Raw genomic sequence first — 16144 nt, forward strand, 5'->3', positions numbered from 1 at the left:
CGACTTAGACTCCTACCTGCTCGATTCCGATGGCATGCATCGGGATGCCAACCAGGCCATGCCGCATGGTGCTGTCACTGGCCTTGAACGTGAGAGCGTCATGGATCCAGTGATGCTGGGTATGGTTCTCCTGCGTTCCGTTGGCCAGCGCCACATCCACCGAATAATCGCCACTGGGCAGTATCGGCATGCGGAAGCGGAAATGTGCGCGCAGGCGCGTTCCGCCCCTCGCATCGACGGATCGCCCTAGATAGCTGAGGTATGTGTTGTCACCGAACAGTCGCTGCCCCAGGCGGTCCTTGACGTAGAACCCGAAGATCGGCGCATCCAGCGATTCGGAGACTTCGGCCTCGATCACCAGATCTGCCACTTCGCCACCTGCCGTCAGCCGCCGCGTCTGGCCATTGCCGTCCAGCAATTGCACGTCAACGATCCGCGCGGCTCCCGTGCCGAATTCATTGTCGATTCGTGCCGGATCGAATTCGAATATTTCGACCAGGTTGCGAGTCGCCTCCCCGTTCAGGATTGCCTTGCGCGGATCAACCACATCGGCGGGCACCGTCGTGTGGTCCGCACGGTGACCGTCACCCGCCGCGCCCGCTCCCGGAATGGACGTCCGAACGGTCACCGACTCGCCCAGTGAAGCGCGATCAGCCGCATGCTGCTCGGCCAGGTACCTCTCGACGACATCGCGGGCCGAACCGTCCATCACCATTTGTCCGGAGTCCAGCCAGACGGCCCGGCTGCAGAGACTGGTCACCGCACCAGTGTCATGACTGACGAACAGCAACGTGCCCCGCTTCTGGAATTCGCGCAGGTAACGCATGCACTTCTGCGTGAAACGCACGTCACCCACGCTCAGCGCCTCGTCGATCACCAGGGTGTCCGCATCGACATGGGCCGCGATCGCAAACGCGAGCCGCACGTACATGCCGCTTGAGTACGTCTTGACCGGCTGGTTGATGAATTCCCCGATATCGGCAAATTCCGTGATCGACCGGTACCGCTTGCGCAATTCGCCTTCCGGAATGCCATACAGCAATCCGCTCAGGTAGACATTTTCTTCACCGGTGAACTCCGGATTGAACCCGGCACCCAACTCGAGCAGCGCCGCGATCCGTCCGTGCACCGCCACACTGCCTTCCGTGGGGTGGAGTGTTCCGCAGACCATCTGCAGCAGGGTGGATTTGCCCGAGCCGTTGCGCCCGATGATTCCGACGGTTTCGCCTCGGCGCACGTCGAACGACACACCACGAAGCGCCCAGAACTCGTTGAAATAGGCAACGTCGCCCTTCCCCATCGCCCGCCGGAAACGGGGCAGGATCATCTGCCTGAGCCGGTCGGATGGTTGCGCATAAATCTCGTAGCGCTTGCCCAGCCCGGCTATGCGAATGCTGAAATCGTCAGAGGACATCGGCAAACCCTTTCCTGCTCCGCTCGAACCACGCAAAGGCAAACCACGCGAACAGGCACGCAGATACGCTGTAGATGCCGAGATGAAGCCACGACGGCGGCTTTCCCCAGACCAGAACGTTCTGGGAGGCTTCCACGATGACGGTGAGCGGATTCAGGTACATCCAGTCGCGGTATGGTTCAGGAATGAATTCCTTGGGATACAGGATCGGGGCAAGGAACATCAGGGCCGTGGTGATGATGCCGGTGGCCTGCTTGAGGTCGCGAAGAAACACGCCAAGAGATGCCAGCAACCAGATGGTTCCGGCGACGAAGGGCAGAAATGACGCAATGACGATCGGGAAAAGCACGATCGTCCATGGCAGTGAGCCCCTGGCAAACAGGGAGATGATCAGCAGGACCAGGGTGGAAACCAGCAGGTGGAATAGCGCGGAGCCCAGCGTGCTCCACGACAATATTTCCAGCGGAAACACCACCTTCTTGACGAAATTCGTGTTCTCCACGATCAGCGTGGGTGCCCGATTGGCGCATTCCGTGAACATCGAATTGATGTTCAGTCCCGCGAACAGGATCACCGCGAACTCGAAGTGACCTGTTACCTGGTCGTTCCAGCGCGACTTGAAGATGATCCCGAACACGAACGTGTAGATCATCAGCATGAGCAGGGGGTTGAAGAACGACCAGAGCAGTCCGACAAACGACCCGCGATAACGACCTACCACATCGCGTCGAGCCATCTGCATGACCAGCGCGAAATGTCGGGACAATGCCCGATATGGAATGAGCGGGTCGATGAGACGATAGGCTGAAATCATGACTTGGGGATGGACCTTTTCAGGGCTGCACTGTCGACCTTCACGAAGATGTACGACACAGCTGCAGGGATCGTGGTTTTGCGCGCGAACGGAACGCGAACTGTCGGCAAGGGCTCGCTCAGCTCAACGCACGTTCAAGCTCCGCGCGCAGGTCCTTCAAGTCCTCCACGCCCACCGACAGCCGGATCAGCCCGTCACTGATGCCCAGCCGCTTGCGATTGGCTGCCGGCACCGAAGCGTGGGTCATGATCGCCGGATGCTCGATCAGGCTTTCGACGCCGCCCAGCGACTCGGCCAGCGCGAACAATTCGCAGCGCTCCAGCATGCGCCGGGCCTTCTTCAGGCCACCCTTCACCTCGATCGTGATGATGCCGCCGAAACCGTGCATCTGGCGCTTCGCCAGCGCGTGCTGCGGATGGCTTTTCAGGCCGGGATAGATCACCCGCTCCACGGCGGGATGCTTTTCCAGCCACTTGGCCAGCTCCAGCGCGCTTTCGCAATGCGCCTTCATGCGCAGGTGCAGGGTCTTCAGGCCACGCATGGCGAGGAACGCATCGAACGGGCCGGCCACCGCACCGACCGAGTTCTGCAGGAAGCCCATCTGCGTGGCCAGGTCCTTGTTGCCGGCGACCACGATGCCGCCGACCATGTCCGAGTGACCGTTGAGGTACTTGGTGGCCGAATGCAGCACCAGGTCCGCGCCGTATTCCAGCGGCCACTGCACCATCGGCGAGCAGAACGTGTTGTCGACCACGAGGATCAGGTCGTGCTTCTTCGCGAACGCGGCGACCTTGGCCAGGTCGACCAGCTTCAGCATCGGGTTGGTCGGCGTCTCCGCCCAGATCATCCTGGTGTTCGGCTTCAGCGCCGCCTTCATCGCGGCGGTGTCGTTCAGGTCGACGAAACTGAAGTCCAGCCCCGCCGAGCGCCGGCGTACCTTCTCGAACAGGCGGTAGGTGCCGCCGTACAGGTCGTCCATCGCGATCACGTGGCTGCCCGAATCGAGCAGGTCCAGCACGGTCGCCGCGGCGGCCAGTCCCGACGCGAAGGCGAAGCCGGCGACGCCGCCTTCCAGATCCGCCACGCAGCGCTCGTAGGCCATCCGGGTCGGGTTCTGCGTGCGCGAATACTCGTAACCCTGGTGCACGCCTGGACTCTTCTGCACGTAGGTCGAGGTCGCGTAGATCGGCGTCATGATCGCGCCGGTGCTCGGATCAGGATGCTGGCCGGCGTGGATGGCGCGGGTGCCGAGGCCGTGCGGGGCTTGCTTGCTGCGTTTGTTCATGATGATCCGTGATATCCCCGGGGCGGGATCTGCTGGCAAAGCCGCTATCTTACTCGTCGCGGCGCACCATGCCGAACCTCGACGGGTGCATCCATTCATCGAAGCTTACGGATGGGAATGCGTGAATTTTCCGTCGAGCATGCGCTCGCGTATTGCACATCGCACCGGGACACGCGATCTTTGAGGTTCGCAGCCTTCCCCGTCGACCTGACTCGTCGAGGGGTTTTCGTTCCAGTCGAGATCCGTTGATGATGAACAACCCAATCACTTTCCCGTCCGCATTGCTGCTGGAGGGGGTCGTGGACGGCATCACCAACCACATCGTGCACGGCTGGGCCTGGTTCCCGGATGAACCGGCACGAACGGCCAGCATCGAGGTACGTGCTCACGGCACCGTGCTGGGCCGCGGCGAGGCCGACACCATGCGTGCCGATCTCGCTGCCGCCGGGAAGCGAAACGGCTACTGCGCCTTTGCGCTTCGTCTGGAGGCCACGTTGCCCGAACCCGGCACCGCGCTGGAAGTCGTTGCGGTGCAAGCATCCGGCGCCCAGCCACTGGTTGGCAGCCCGGTGGTGATGCCTGCAGCCGCGTCCGCCGAAAGCAGCGACATCCTGCCCATCCCGTTGCACCGGCCGGGCCTGCACGGTTCGCTGGACCAGTGCGGGCCGGCGCGTATGCGGGGATGGCTGCGCTGGACGGACGGCACCCAGGCATCACCGAACCTGGTACTTCGCGAAGGCAGCCACGAATGGATGCGGTTTGCGGCCAATCAGTGGCGGCCAGACATCGCCGAACTGCATCAGGGCGACGGTTGCTGCGGCTTCGATCAACCGCTTCCGGACGAGTTGCGCGACGACCGTCTGCACGAGCTGCGGTTGTGCCTCGCCGACGAAGAGGCGTCGCCGCTGGCCATGCCGTTCCGGGCGCTGACCTCGCCTGCTTCGCCGGAGAAACTCGCAAGCCGCGCGAAATTGCCGCCCCCGCTGTCACGCCAGGCGGTCGCCGACCCGGTCACGCTGTCCATCGTCGTCAACTTCTACAACATGCAGCGTGAAGCGGCGCGCACACTGACTTCGCTGACCCGCGCCTATCAGGCCGATTCCGCGGACCTCGATTACGAAGTCCTGTGCATCGACAATGGATCGCAACCACCGCTCGACCCTGCCTGGGTGGCCAGCTTTGGCCCGGAATTCCGGCTGGTCCGGCCAAGCCGCCAGCACGCCTCACCGTGCGGTGCGCTCAACGAGGCCGCGTTGGCGGCGCGTGGCAGGTATCTGGCGGTGATGATCGATGGCGCCCACGTACTCAGCCCCGGCATTTTTCGCGAGGCTCGCCAGGCCTGGCGCGAGCATGCCGGCGCGGTGGTCGCGGTGCGCCACTGGTTCATCGGCGGCGACCAGCGCTGGCTGACCCTGGTCGGCTACAGCCGCGAACAGGAAGACAAGCTGTTCGAACGCATCCGCTGGCCTCTGAACGGCTATGACCTGTTCCGCATCGGCACGCCGATGAGCGAGAACCCCGAGCCCTGGTTCGACGGCCTCAGCGAGAGCAACTGCCTGATGCTGCCCACCGAGTTGTATGACCGCATCGGCGGCTTCGACGAGGCTTTCGATCAGCCTGGTGGCGGGTTCGCCAATCTCGACCTGTGGCGTCGGACCTGCATGGCTGCCTCCGCACCACTGGTCGCACCCATCGGCGAGGCCACCTTCCACCAGTTCCACGGCGGCACCACCACCAATGTGGATGACGTGGAAAAGGATTTGCGCGTGCGCGCCTATGCCACGGCCTACCGCACGCTGCGCGGCGAAGACTTCGCCATGATCGAGCGGGGCCAGCTCACCTTCCGTGGCCAGCTGCGTTCCGAGTTCGCCACCGGCATGCGCCAGCGCACGCTGATGCCGATGCGACTGGGCGTCACCGACGAAGTGCGCCCGGGCAAGCTGGCCGCCCACTTCGATGACGGCGCCCAGTCGCACCTGCTGTCCGTGTATGCCGAATGCGGCCTGCAACGCGATGTGCGCTGGCTGGGCCAGGCCACCGGCATGGCGCCGGCCGACCTGAGCAGCGTGCAGGACATCATCCATCAGATCCGGCCCGATGCCGTGATCGGCGTGGGCGTGGAGCGCGGCTTGATCGCCTATGTCGACAGCGTGCTGCATGCCGCCGGGATCGGGGGGGCGCGCATCCTGCACGTGGCGGACGACGCCGTGGCGGCGTCTACCCGGATCACCGGCTTGGTCGGCACGCCTGCGGATGCCGACGCCCCGACCGCGGCCCGGCTCTGGGCCGGCACGGCCGAGACCGTGCTGGTGCTGCACGCCGCCGGCGATGCGGGCCGGTTCAACGGCGCCACCCTGGCAGCGTGGGGGAAGCTGGTCTCCCATCGCTCGTACATGATCTGCGTGGGCACGGTTTTCGGCCAACCCTGGCTGGGCTACTCGACGCGGCAGCACTACAAGACCCTGCGCGAGTTCACCGAAGGCAACCCGATGTTCGTCATCGACCGCAGCTGGACGCGACAGCTGATCACCACCTGCCCCTATGGCTACCTGCGCAAGATCGGCGGCGGCGTCAACGCAGCCAGCTACGATGCCGCGCTGGACGAGCTCGGCACCGACACGTCCCTGGATCTGGAGAACATGCAATGAATCGTTTCTGGCAGCGCTACATCCGTCCGATCTTCGAGACGGTGCAGCCCCGGCAGATCATGGAGATCGGCGCCGAATACGGCTGGAACACCCGCCAGATCCTGGCCTTCTGCCGTGACAACGGCGCGCATGCCGACATCATCGATCCGGCGCCGCTGCCGAGCCTGCGCGAGGAACTGGCCAGGTTCGGTCCGGCCGAGTACCGCTTTCTCGCGCTGAAGAGCCTGGCCGCCATTCCGCAACTGGAAGCACCCGACATCGCGCTGGTGGATGGGGATCACAACTGGGCCACCGTGTTCAGCGAACTCAACCTGCTGCAGGCGCGCGCCGAGCAATGCGGCAAGCTCCCGCCCATCGTGCTGTGCCACGACGCGGCCTGGCCGTATGCGCGACGCGACATGTATTACAGCCCGGATGACCTCGACGGATGGCAGCGGCACCCCTACAGCTACAAGGGCATGCTCCCGGACCAGTCCGAACTGACCGAGCAGGGCGTCAACGGCTGGCTGGCGAACGCCACGCATGAGGGCGGGCCACGCAATGGCGTACTCACGGCCATCGAGGACTTCATCGCCAGTTCGCCTACCGAATGGAGCCTGCGCAAGCTGCCGTTTTTCAACGGCCTGGCAATCGTGGTGCCGGTGCCGCGCATGACGCCGGCGCTGCAATCGCTGATCGACGGGTTCTTCAGCGGCGACGCCATGCTGGAAGCCAGCAAGGCGCTGGAGTCGGACTGCATCCAGCTGCGCGCGATGCTGTGCCAGGCGGAGGCCTGCCTGACCCGCCGCACCGAGGCGCTGGAACGCGCCCGCGCGCTGATCGATGCGCAGCAACAGCGCATCGCCCAGCTGGAGAACCGGGCGATCGCCGGCATCGACTGAAGCGGCGACCGGTCAGGCCATGCCGCGCCTACAGCCGGAGCGGCACCTGGTCGGCGGGATACGCCGTGGGCGCGAAGAACCATGACTCGATCGCGTAGCGATCCCGGCTTATCGCGGCCGGGATGCCGGTACGGTGCACGAAGAAGTGATCGAACAGCAGGGCGTCACCGGGTTCGAATTGGGGGGTCCGGGTGCCACCGGCCCCGGCAACCTGGCGGACCATGTCGGGTCCCACCGACCAGTCGAAGCTGGCGCCATGGCTGCCGGTGGGCAGGATGCGCTCCACGCGCTGCGGGAGCACCTCGAGGCCGGAAGCCTCGACCCCACAGGGCGACAACGCCATCCAGATGTTGAGGCTCCTGATTTCCGCGCCCATGAACGCGCCGTCCTGGTGCCAGTCCGATGCACGGATGGTGCTGGGCACGCAACGCAAGGTGGATTTGCCCACCGACATCATCGCGGGCTCGCCGAAATAGTCGGCCACCACGCGGGTGATGCCCCGGCGCTCGAGCAGCTCGGTGAGCTCGTAGAGCATGCGCGGGGAGTCTGCCAGCCAGACACCGCCATTGCCCTCGACCCAGGGACGGGCCACGCCGAGTTCGCAATCGGCGGGCAGCGCCAGGCGGGAGTACCAGGTGTCGGGAAACTCGCCCTGGCCACCATCGTGCCACGCCTGGCAGGCATCCAGTGAGCGCTTGACGCCATCAGCCAGCATCGCGGCCGTCGCCGTATCGAACAGTCCACGCACCAGCAATGCGCCGTGCTTGCGGACGCCCGCCGCCACGGTGCGGGCGTCGAGCTCGCCGGCCTGCACTTCGGGAATGCCCTCGACGTGCTCGAAGCGGTCCGCGGCATCTCCTGCCCAGCGATCGGGCACGGTGGAAACAGGCACCCCGGCCTGGTAGGCCTCGAAGCGGCAGGTCGCGAGGAGACGCTCCAGGCGTGCATCCTGATGCCGGCGACGGGCAGCGGTCAGACAGGCGATGGCCTCGTCGTGATGTCCCTGCGCCCGGCATGCATCGGCGAAGTTCAACGCCGCATCGGGCGAGTCAGGCGCGTTCATCGGGAGTTCTCCAGTGGACGGATCCAGTCGTTGTTCGTCGCAGAGGACATCGACGAACCGCCGGCTCTGCGACAGGAAGTCGTTCTCTTCAGGCAACGCGTGGGGCGAACCGGTGCCGTCCAGCACATGGTGCGAGAAGAGTTCCATGACCCGCCGCACGCCCGGCTCAAGAATGGTGCGGCGGTCCGGCGCGAGGTATTCGCCGCCACCTGCCGTGATGATTTCGTAGGAAGGAAAGTAGTAGGCCCCGTCCTGCCTCGCCAGGGTCTCCGCCGCCACCCGCAGCACGGACTTGGAATACGTCGTCGCTGCCAGTACATGCTGCGACTCGGCGGTGGCCGCCAGCGGAACCGGCGAGACGGTCAGGATCAGGCGCAGGCGCGGATTGATCGCGCGCACCTCGCTGATGAAGGCGCGAAGATCGTCCACTACCTCCTGCACACCCAGATTGACCAGCACGTGCCGTTCGGCGTCAAAGCGCCCCGCGGCGACACCGGGGCACACCGGATAGGCCGCGCCATCGAGGCGGGAAACCCAGCACTCGGTGAGCCCCAGCGTGAACACGAAGACGTCCATTTCCGAGAAGGCGCGGCGAACCGCGGCAAAATGCTGCCGGCGATCCTCGGTGTACTCGCGCATCGAGCTGAACCCGCCCGGCTGGATCGTGGGCCGGAACGGATCGAACCAGCCACCGTCCTGCTGCCAGCAATCCTCGACCGGTTGCATCCGCCCGGTCGCCCGTCGCCATAACTGCAGCAACTGGCGCGAGGTGTAGATGTTTCCGTAACGCGCGGCGTAGACGCCATAGCCATATGTCTCGGCCAGGCCCGCCGGCATCAGCGGATGCGCCGGCTCCGTCTCGAACAGGGCGTAACCTTGGTCGCGCAGGTGACGCGCCACGTGCTGGGCGAAGCAACTGCCGGCCGTGACGATCTTCGCCTCGCTGCCGATCCGCCAAGGCGGCGGCAAAACAGGATCGATGGCAGCAAGCTCGCGGCCTGCCATCGTCCGGCTCCATCGCTGCCGATCCGGCGCGGAAGCATAGGGATGGGTCACGCCAGTTGCCTCATCTGCGCCAGCACCAGTTCACCGTAAGCATCGTTCGCATGTGCACCGTCGCCATAGTAGTCGTCAAGCATGAAGCCGTCGGCGTCACTCGTCCCGGCCGGTGCCTCGACAAAAGTCACGCCGTTGCCGCTGCACCATGCGCGGAGAATCTGCGAGTGCAGCCGCCACAGCTTGTAGCGCAACGCCGCGGGTGAAATTTCCCTGCAGCGGTCCGGAAACATCACCCACGGCACGTCGGCATGCATGCGCAGGGCGTCGGCCGAGGGCGGTGGCGGCTCGATGTGGAACATCGCCCCGCTGGCCAGCCTGCGAACCTCGCCCATCAGGGTCAGATATTCGTCGGTCATGGATTCCAGAATCCGCCTGACCGCAGTGGCCGGCAACACTTCGGCCGCCGGGTCGAGGGCCAGGTCCGGCTGGTCGGGCAGCACGAAATCGAAACGCCGCGGATGCACCAGCATGCCAAGCACCACATGCGCCCCGCCACCTACGAAGGAGAACACGGGACCGGCGTGTCCGATCAGCGCCTCGCGGATGTCTTCGGCAAATCGCGGCTGGCCGCCATCGTCGACGATCGCCCCGGGCAAGTCCCAGAAGTTGAACGCGCGGAGCGGGAGCTCCGCAGCGACGGCGGCGCGCGTCACGCACGCAAGATGGCTGTGACCTATGCACAGCAGTGGCAAGGACTGCTCCAACCGACAGGCTCCCGACCCGGCCATCAGTGCACCGAAGTACCGGCGTGCGCCCGGGGGTATGCGACCTCCTCCGGAAGCGGCGAACCGAGTTTCACCTGGCGCCAGTCACGCGGCGGGAAGGCCAGCGTGAACGGTTCGCCGCGCAGGGTCAGGTTGGGGTTGTACGCCGGGTCCCGTTCAAGCTCGACACCCCAGCGCTGGCGCATGAAACCCACCTCGCGTTCGAAGCGTGCCTGCTTCTGCGGCGTGTCTTCGTGCCCCCGCGAGGCGGACTCGTGATGGTACAGCTCGGCGTACGGCGTCCACACGTTACTGAAACCCGCCCGACGCAGGCGCAGACAGAAATCCACGTCGTTGAAGGCCACTTGCAGCGTGGCGTCCAGGCCACCCACCTGCTGGTAGACCTCGCGTCGTACCATCAGACAGGCGGCGGTCACGGCACTCATCGCCTGGGCCAGTCGTGCGCGCGCCATCTGTCCCGAGTGCCCGCGCGGCATGCCGCAGTATGGATGCGCCGCGACCCCATGCACTCCCGTCACGACCCCCGCATGCTGGATCGTGTCGTTCGGGTAATACAGCATCGCGCCAACCGCGCCCACGTGAGGGCGCATGGCATGGCTGGCCAGTTCCTCCAGCCAGTCCGGGGTGATCACCTCGATGTCGTTGTTGAGCAGGCACACCAGCGGAGAAGCGCATTCACGCACGGCCTCGTTGTTGATGACCGAATAGTTGAACGGCCGGTCGTGCACACGCACGCGTACATTTGGCAGCGCGGCCAGCTGGGCAAAGTAGGCGATCGACGCCGGCTCGACCGACTGGTTGTCGACCACCACGATTTCGTAGTCCGGATAGGTCGTGTGCCGGAGAATCGATTCCACGCACTGTCGCAGCAGGTCGATCCGGTCCCGCGTCGGCACGATGATGCTGATCCGCGGTGCCGGCTCGGGCAACGGATGGCGAACCCGGAAAGCTCCATGAATGCCTTCGATCTCGTGCACCTCGGCAGCCTGCCCCTGCCGCGCGAAATGTTCCCGCACCGCGCGCAGGCCTGCCGTGTGCGCATATCCCTTCTGCTCCACGCCTTGCGCCGTGGAGCCCTCGATGGCGCGCCAGTGATACAGCACCATCGGTATGTGCCCGATCTGGTCGGGGCGCAGCTGCTCGCTGCAACGTAGCGCCAGGTCCCAGTCCTGGCTGCCTTCCAGGCCTTCGCGGAACCCGCCCAAGGCGGCCAGCAGCTCGCGCGAATAGACGCCCAGATGGCTGACGCAGTTGTGCCCGCACAGCAGGTCGGGGTTCCAGTCCGGCTTGAAATACGGATCGTAGCGCCTGCCCTCGGCGTCGATCTTGTCTTCGTCGGAGTAGGCCATCTGCCACTGCGGATGCTCGCGCAGCGCCTCGCTGACCGTGGCGATCGCCTGCGGGTGCAGTTCGTCGTCGTGATCGAGCAGGATGACATGGTCGCCGGTAGCCAGCGCCAGCGCGCTGTTCGAGGCCGCCGAGATATGCCCGTTGCGTTCGCGCCAGTGGATCCGGATGCGCGGGTCGCGCGCGGCGTACTCCTCCAGCACGCTGCGAACCTGCGGTTCGCCGGAGGCATCGTCGGCCACGCACAGCTCCCAGTCGGGGCTGGTCTGCGCCAGCACGCTGTCGAGGCAACGGCGCAACCAGACTTCCGCCGTGTTGTAGGTCGGCAGCAGGATGGAAATCGGTTGACCGCCGGCCCGCGAAGCAGGCGCCGGCTGCCGGTCGTAGAGTCGAAGCCAGCGCTCGTAGGTCGGTGCCTTGCCGCCGCGCCGGGTATAGCGACCATGCAGCCAGCTCGCGAAGGCGCGACGACCACCGCGCTGGCGCAACTCGGTCCAGGCTTCGCGCCGGAGAGCACCGACCTGCCCGCCCTGCGCTTCGTGTGCTTCCGACACCGAACGCCACATGTGCCAGCTGGCCGCGATGCGGCCCAGTCGCACCAGGCTCATGTTCCGCGCGCGCAGCCTGCATGGCTGGCCGGCCGGATCCAGCCGCAGGCGATGGATGTCATGCGTCAACAACACCACGCCGCTGTGCCGCCTCCTGCTGGGGTCGAAGAAACCCAGCTGCAGCGACCAGTCCTCATGCATGCCCCATCCATAGTCGAAGTACAACGTCGGCTCCAGCCGGTCGCCGTCCATATCCTCCAGCTCGATGGACAGCAGGTACCAGCCCGCCCGGACCGGGAAGCGCTGACTCACGCACTCGAACTGGGGGTCGTTGCCATCCGACTGCCAGCCGTCGGGCACACCCTCGACCGGCCGCAACTGATGCACTGGACGCAGCGAGACGGCGGGCCCGTGCAGAAGATGCCGCAACGCGCGGTGCAGGCGCCGCAACACCCTGCGCAGCAAGCCGCCACGTTCGATCGGGGGTTCGCCGCCGGGGATCATCGTGCGCGCCCCAGTAGTCTGCGCATCCGCGCAACCAAGCCCCGCTCGGCAAGCGAATCCACTCCCTGCTGCAGGCGTTCGATCGCCGACTGCATGTCGACCTGTTGCCGGGTCGACTGCTTCACCAGCGCTTCGAGTTCACCCTTGGCCGACAATGCCTCGGCCAGCTGGGCCTGCTGCTGCACCAAGCTGGAGGCAAGCCCCTGCAGCTGCTCGCGCTGGTGCGCGAACCCCAGCAGGAGGTGTTGCAGCTGCTGCCGCCGTTCGGCCAGCTCGGCGGATTGCCCCCGCAGGGCCTGGCCTTGTTGTCCGAATTCGCCATAGATGGCCAGCAACTGCTCCTGCTGACCGGCGAACTCGCGCAACAGGTTCTGCACATCGATGCGCTCGCGCGACAGATGCACCATATCGACGATCGATTCCGACTGCCGCTCGAGCAGGCGATGAAGCGTCGGGCGATCGATCACCACTTCGTACTCGATCCGGATCGCGACCTCCAGCCACTCGCCGGGCAGTCGCTGCGGCAGCGCGCTGCCGATCTCGAATTCCAGATGGGGATCGCTGTCAAAGCTGGCCAGGCGCACGCCTTGCGTCGCCTGCGATGGCAGCAGCTCGCCGTGCACGTGCCCCAGCCGACCGGGCAAGCCGGCCAATTCGTGCCACGCTTCGTCAGCTTGAGTACGCCATGCGACCCGACTCAATCCGTAAATGCCGGGATGGTCCGCCGGATCGATCCGCAGGTAGTCCGGCGTGGTGTCCGCGGGCAGCCGGAATTGCAGGTCCAGCACGCCCTCGAGCGCATCCGGTGCCAGCGAGACCATGCGGCTTTCGTCGTAGTTCTCGTCACGCCGGCGGTAGTACAGATGGCTGCCGGGCGGCGGCACCTCGGCGGGCGTTCCCTCGACCGGATGGCCATCCGCGTCGACCAGCTTGCCGCCTAGCGCGGCAAAGAATCCCCGCACGGCCTGCGGCGCTTCCGCTGCCCTGCGCATGAATGCGGCAAATGACGGCGGGATGCGTGCGCCCACCGCCACCACGCCCAGGCCATGGCTGTGCTCGAATGCAAAAGACGGATAACGGGCGGCCAGTTCGTCAAAGAAGCGCCACACGCCGAAGTCGCGCCCACGCTCCCCGGTATCGTGCAACAACACCACCGCGCGTTCGCTCAGCCTGGGCAGCCAGGTCTCAAAATCGTGGCGCACGGCATCGTAGGTATGGAGTCCATCGATGTGCAGCAGGTCGATGCTTCCCTCGGGAAACTGCCCGACCGCGTCGTCGAAGCGTGCACGCAGCAACCGCGAAAAGTCGCCGTAGAGCGGATCATGCCGCGCGCGCAGCGCCTGATAGACCTGTTCTCCGTAGTGCAGCGCATGGGCGTCGCCCTGCCAGGTATCGACGGCGCTGCAACGGCAGTCCAGCGCCAGCGCCCGCACCGCCTGGCAGAACGCCATGTACGAGTTGCCCGAATGCGTGCCCAGCTCGACCAGGGTTCGCGGGCGCAGCAGGTCGATCGCCAGGAAGGCGAACGGAATGTGGCCCGCCCATCCATACGGTGGCACCAGACGCGGGTTCAGCAGAAGCAGCGGATGCTCTTCGAGGAGAAAGTCAGGCTTCATCAGTCAACCGTTCAACACGAATGTCCAGCATCGGTATGCCGATCAGTCCGGCCACCATGGAACCACCCTCGGCGGTAAAACGCAGCGCTTCGTGCAGCCAGTGCTGCACGACGTGCTGCTCCTGCGTTCCCTCGGAAACACCTGCGGCCACAAAATATTCCCCGGGTATCAGCCGCGGCATCACGAACTGGAAGCTGGCGCAAAACCGCTGCCCCCCGCTCACCGCGAAGTCGCCCCCGTGGCTGATGGCCGTATTGTCGCCGAACATGAGCTGCCCCAGACGGTTCTTCACGTAGAACCCGGTGATCGCATTGTCCATGGCTTCATCGGCGATTAGCTCGATCCGGAGCGTCACGCATTCTCCGGCCAGCACGAGGGCGATATCCCGTCCCTGTTCGTTGCAGATCGAGACATGCGCGATGCGGACCTTGCACTCGCCGAAGCCGTCCTCCTCCGGCTGGAAGGGGAATATCTTCATGTCGTTGCGCAACGTGGAGCGGTCGATCAGCTTCTGACGCGGATCGACCTGACGCCGGGTCGAAGGCTGGGGGCGTTCCTGCAACCTTTGCCCCTGCGCCCCGATCCCGTGTTGCCGTTCGATCAGCGAGGTCTCGATATAGGCTTCCATCACCTTGCGTGCCGTCCCGATCTGCTGCACCCGGCCGTGTTCGAGCCAGATCGCGCGGTCGCACAGGCTGGTCACCGCGCTGCCATCGTGGCTGACGAACAGCATGGTGCCCCGTTTGCGGAACTCGCGCAGGTAACGCATGCACTTCTGCATGAAGAACGCATCGCCCACGGCCAGCGCTTCGTCGATGATGAGGATGTCCGCGTCCACGTGCGTCACCACCGAGAACGCCAGCCGCATCACCATGCCCGTGGAGTAGCTGCGCACCGGCTGGTCGACGAAGTCGCCGATCTCCGCATAGGCGAGGATGTCTTCGATGCGGGCATCGATCTCGTCGCGGCTCAGGCCCAGGATGGCGGCGTTCAGATAGACGTTCTGGCGACCGGTGAAATCGGGATTGAATCCGCTGCCCAGCTCCAGCAGCGCCGCCACCCGGCCATGGATGCCGGCGCGCCCCTCGGTCGGCTTGAGCGTACCGGCGATCAGCTGCAGCAAGGTGGATTTGCCGGCGCCGTTGCGACCGACGATGCCAAGGGTCTCTCCGCGATGAACCTCGAAGTCCACCTCGCGCAGGGCCCAGAACTCACGGTAGAAGCGTCGATTGCCACCCAGCAGGCTCTGCCACATCCGGTGCACCGGCTTGTCGTAGAGCTGGTAACACTTGCCCAGCCCACGCACCTCGATCGCCACGTCGACAGCGGTGCCCGGTACGGGGGCGGTTTCAGAGGACATCGGCGAATCCATCGCGCGTGCGCTGAAACCAGGCAAAGCCGAACAACAGCACGGCGATAGCCACCAGGGTGTAGATGCCCAGTGCCGCCCAGTCCGGCGACTGACCGAACAGGACGATCTGGCGCGTCTGTTCGATCATCAGGGTCAACGGATTGAACGCCAGCCAGTCACGATACGGTTCGTGCAGGGTCGAGGCAGGATAGAAGACCGGGCTGAGAAACATCAGCATCGCCGAAAGCACGCCGGCCACCTGGGCGATATCGCGGATGAACACGCCGAGCGAAGCCATCAACCAGCTCACGCCGCAAAGCAGGAGGACGTACGGCGCGTACACCAGCGGCAGATACAGCACCACGACGGGAATCGCATGTTGCGAGAGCAGCACGAACAGCAGCAGGACCAGCAGGCTCAACGCCGCGTTGAACAGGGACGATGCGACCATCACGCACGGCAGGATGGACAGCGGGAAAACCACCCGCTTCACCAGGTTGCTCTGCGAAACGATCACCGACGGCGCCCGCATCAGGCATTCGGCCAGCAGCGAGTGGATGATCATGCCGCAGAAGATCATCAGCGAAAAATCGACTCCGGATTTCATGCCGGGCCAGCGCATGCCGAGGAAAACGCGGAAAGCCAGGGTATAGACGGCCAGCATCAGCAACGGATTGATGAAGGACCAGAGCAGCCCCAGGAAGGACCCGCTGTAACGCCCTTCCACGTCGCGTCGGGCAAGCTCCCAGAATACGTCCCGCCGCGCCCAAAGGCGGCGCGGCAGGGACAGATTTGCCAATTCCATCGTCTCTCCAGATGCTGCTTCGGACACCGCGCCATGCACGCGCGACATCAACCCTCAATGAACCCGTCCCGCCGGCAGCGTCCT

11 protein-coding genes are annotated in these 16144 nt (G+C 65.2%); 2 read left to right on the forward strand and 9 right to left on the reverse strand.

Going from position 1 to position 16144, the window contains the following annotated elements:
- Positions 1-4: 4 nt before the first annotated feature.
- The 3 genes from AC3A56_RS04640 to AC3A56_RS04650 all read right to left on the reverse strand — a co-directional run bounded on the left by AC3A56_RS04640 (position 5) and on the right by AC3A56_RS04650 (position 3513).
- Positions 5-1414: an ABC transporter ATP-binding protein gene (locus tag AC3A56_RS04640; protein ID WP_487769492.1), complete on the reverse strand. Its 1410-nt coding sequence runs from the start codon at positions 1412-1414 to the stop codon at positions 5-7.
- Positions 1404-2228 (reverse strand): ABC transporter permease, encoded by an 825-nt coding sequence (locus AC3A56_RS04645; RefSeq protein ID WP_487769493.1) that lies wholly within the window; start codon positions 2226-2228, stop codon positions 1404-1406. The genes AC3A56_RS04640 and AC3A56_RS04645 overlap by 11 nt, the downstream gene beginning before the upstream one ends.
- A 118-nt stretch (positions 2229-2346) precedes the next feature.
- The gene (locus tag AC3A56_RS04650) at positions 2347-3513 is read right to left on the reverse strand and encodes a trans-sulfuration enzyme family protein (RefSeq protein ID WP_487769494.1); all 1167 of its coding nucleotides are present in this window, start codon (positions 3511-3513) and stop codon (positions 2347-2349) included.
- Between the two features lie 251 nt (positions 3514-3764).
- Here AC3A56_RS04650 and AC3A56_RS04655 point away from each other — a divergent pair, with 251 nt between their 5' ends.
- Together AC3A56_RS04655 and AC3A56_RS04660 are read left to right on the forward strand one after the other, a co-directional pair.
- On the forward strand, positions 3765-6161 hold the full coding sequence (locus AC3A56_RS04655) for a CmcI family methyltransferase (protein WP_487769495.1): 2397 nt from the start codon (positions 3765-3767) through the stop codon (positions 6159-6161).
- Positions 6158-7042 carry a class I SAM-dependent methyltransferase gene (locus AC3A56_RS04660; protein ID WP_487769496.1) on the forward strand — a complete coding sequence of 295 codons (885 nt, stop codon included), beginning with the start codon at positions 6158-6160 and terminating at the stop codon, positions 7040-7042. The genes AC3A56_RS04655 and AC3A56_RS04660 overlap by 4 nt, the downstream gene beginning before the upstream one ends.
- A 28-nt stretch (positions 7043-7070) precedes the next feature.
- Here AC3A56_RS04660 and AC3A56_RS04665 read toward each other — a convergent pair whose 3' ends face one another.
- The 6 genes from AC3A56_RS04665 to AC3A56_RS04690 all read right to left on the reverse strand — a co-directional run bounded on the left by AC3A56_RS04665 (position 7071) and on the right by AC3A56_RS04690 (position 16099).
- Positions 7071-9110, reverse strand: a complete 2040-nt coding sequence (locus AC3A56_RS04665) for a GSCFA domain-containing protein (protein ID WP_487769497.1) — start codon at positions 9108-9110, stop codon at positions 7071-7073.
- 47 nt (positions 9111-9157) lie between these two features.
- Positions 9158-9817 (reverse strand): hypothetical protein, encoded by a 660-nt coding sequence (locus AC3A56_RS04670; protein ID WP_487769498.1) that lies wholly within the window; start codon positions 9815-9817, stop codon positions 9158-9160.
- A 74-nt stretch (positions 9818-9891) separates the two neighbouring features.
- Complete coding sequence (locus tag AC3A56_RS04675) at positions 9892-12288, reverse strand: glycosyltransferase family 2 protein (protein WP_487769499.1); 2397 nt, start codon at positions 12286-12288, stop codon at positions 9892-9894.
- Positions 12285-13904 (reverse strand): class I SAM-dependent methyltransferase, encoded by a 1620-nt coding sequence (locus tag AC3A56_RS04680; RefSeq protein ID WP_487769500.1) that lies wholly within the window; start codon positions 13902-13904, stop codon positions 12285-12287. The genes AC3A56_RS04675 and AC3A56_RS04680 overlap by 4 nt, the downstream gene beginning before the upstream one ends.
- Positions 13894-15264 (reverse strand): ABC transporter ATP-binding protein, encoded by a 1371-nt coding sequence (locus tag AC3A56_RS04685; protein ID WP_487769501.1) that lies wholly within the window; start codon positions 15262-15264, stop codon positions 13894-13896. The genes AC3A56_RS04680 and AC3A56_RS04685 overlap by 11 nt, the downstream gene beginning before the upstream one ends.
- Positions 15254-16099 carry an ABC transporter permease gene (locus tag AC3A56_RS04690; RefSeq protein ID WP_487769502.1) on the reverse strand — a complete coding sequence of 282 codons (846 nt, stop codon included), beginning with the start codon at positions 16097-16099 and terminating at the stop codon, positions 15254-15256. Before AC3A56_RS04690 ends, AC3A56_RS04685 begins: the two co-directional genes overlap by 11 nt.
- Positions 16100-16144 lie beyond the last annotated feature (45 nt).

The organism is Rhodanobacter sp. Soil_C_14, assembly GCF_057657335.1.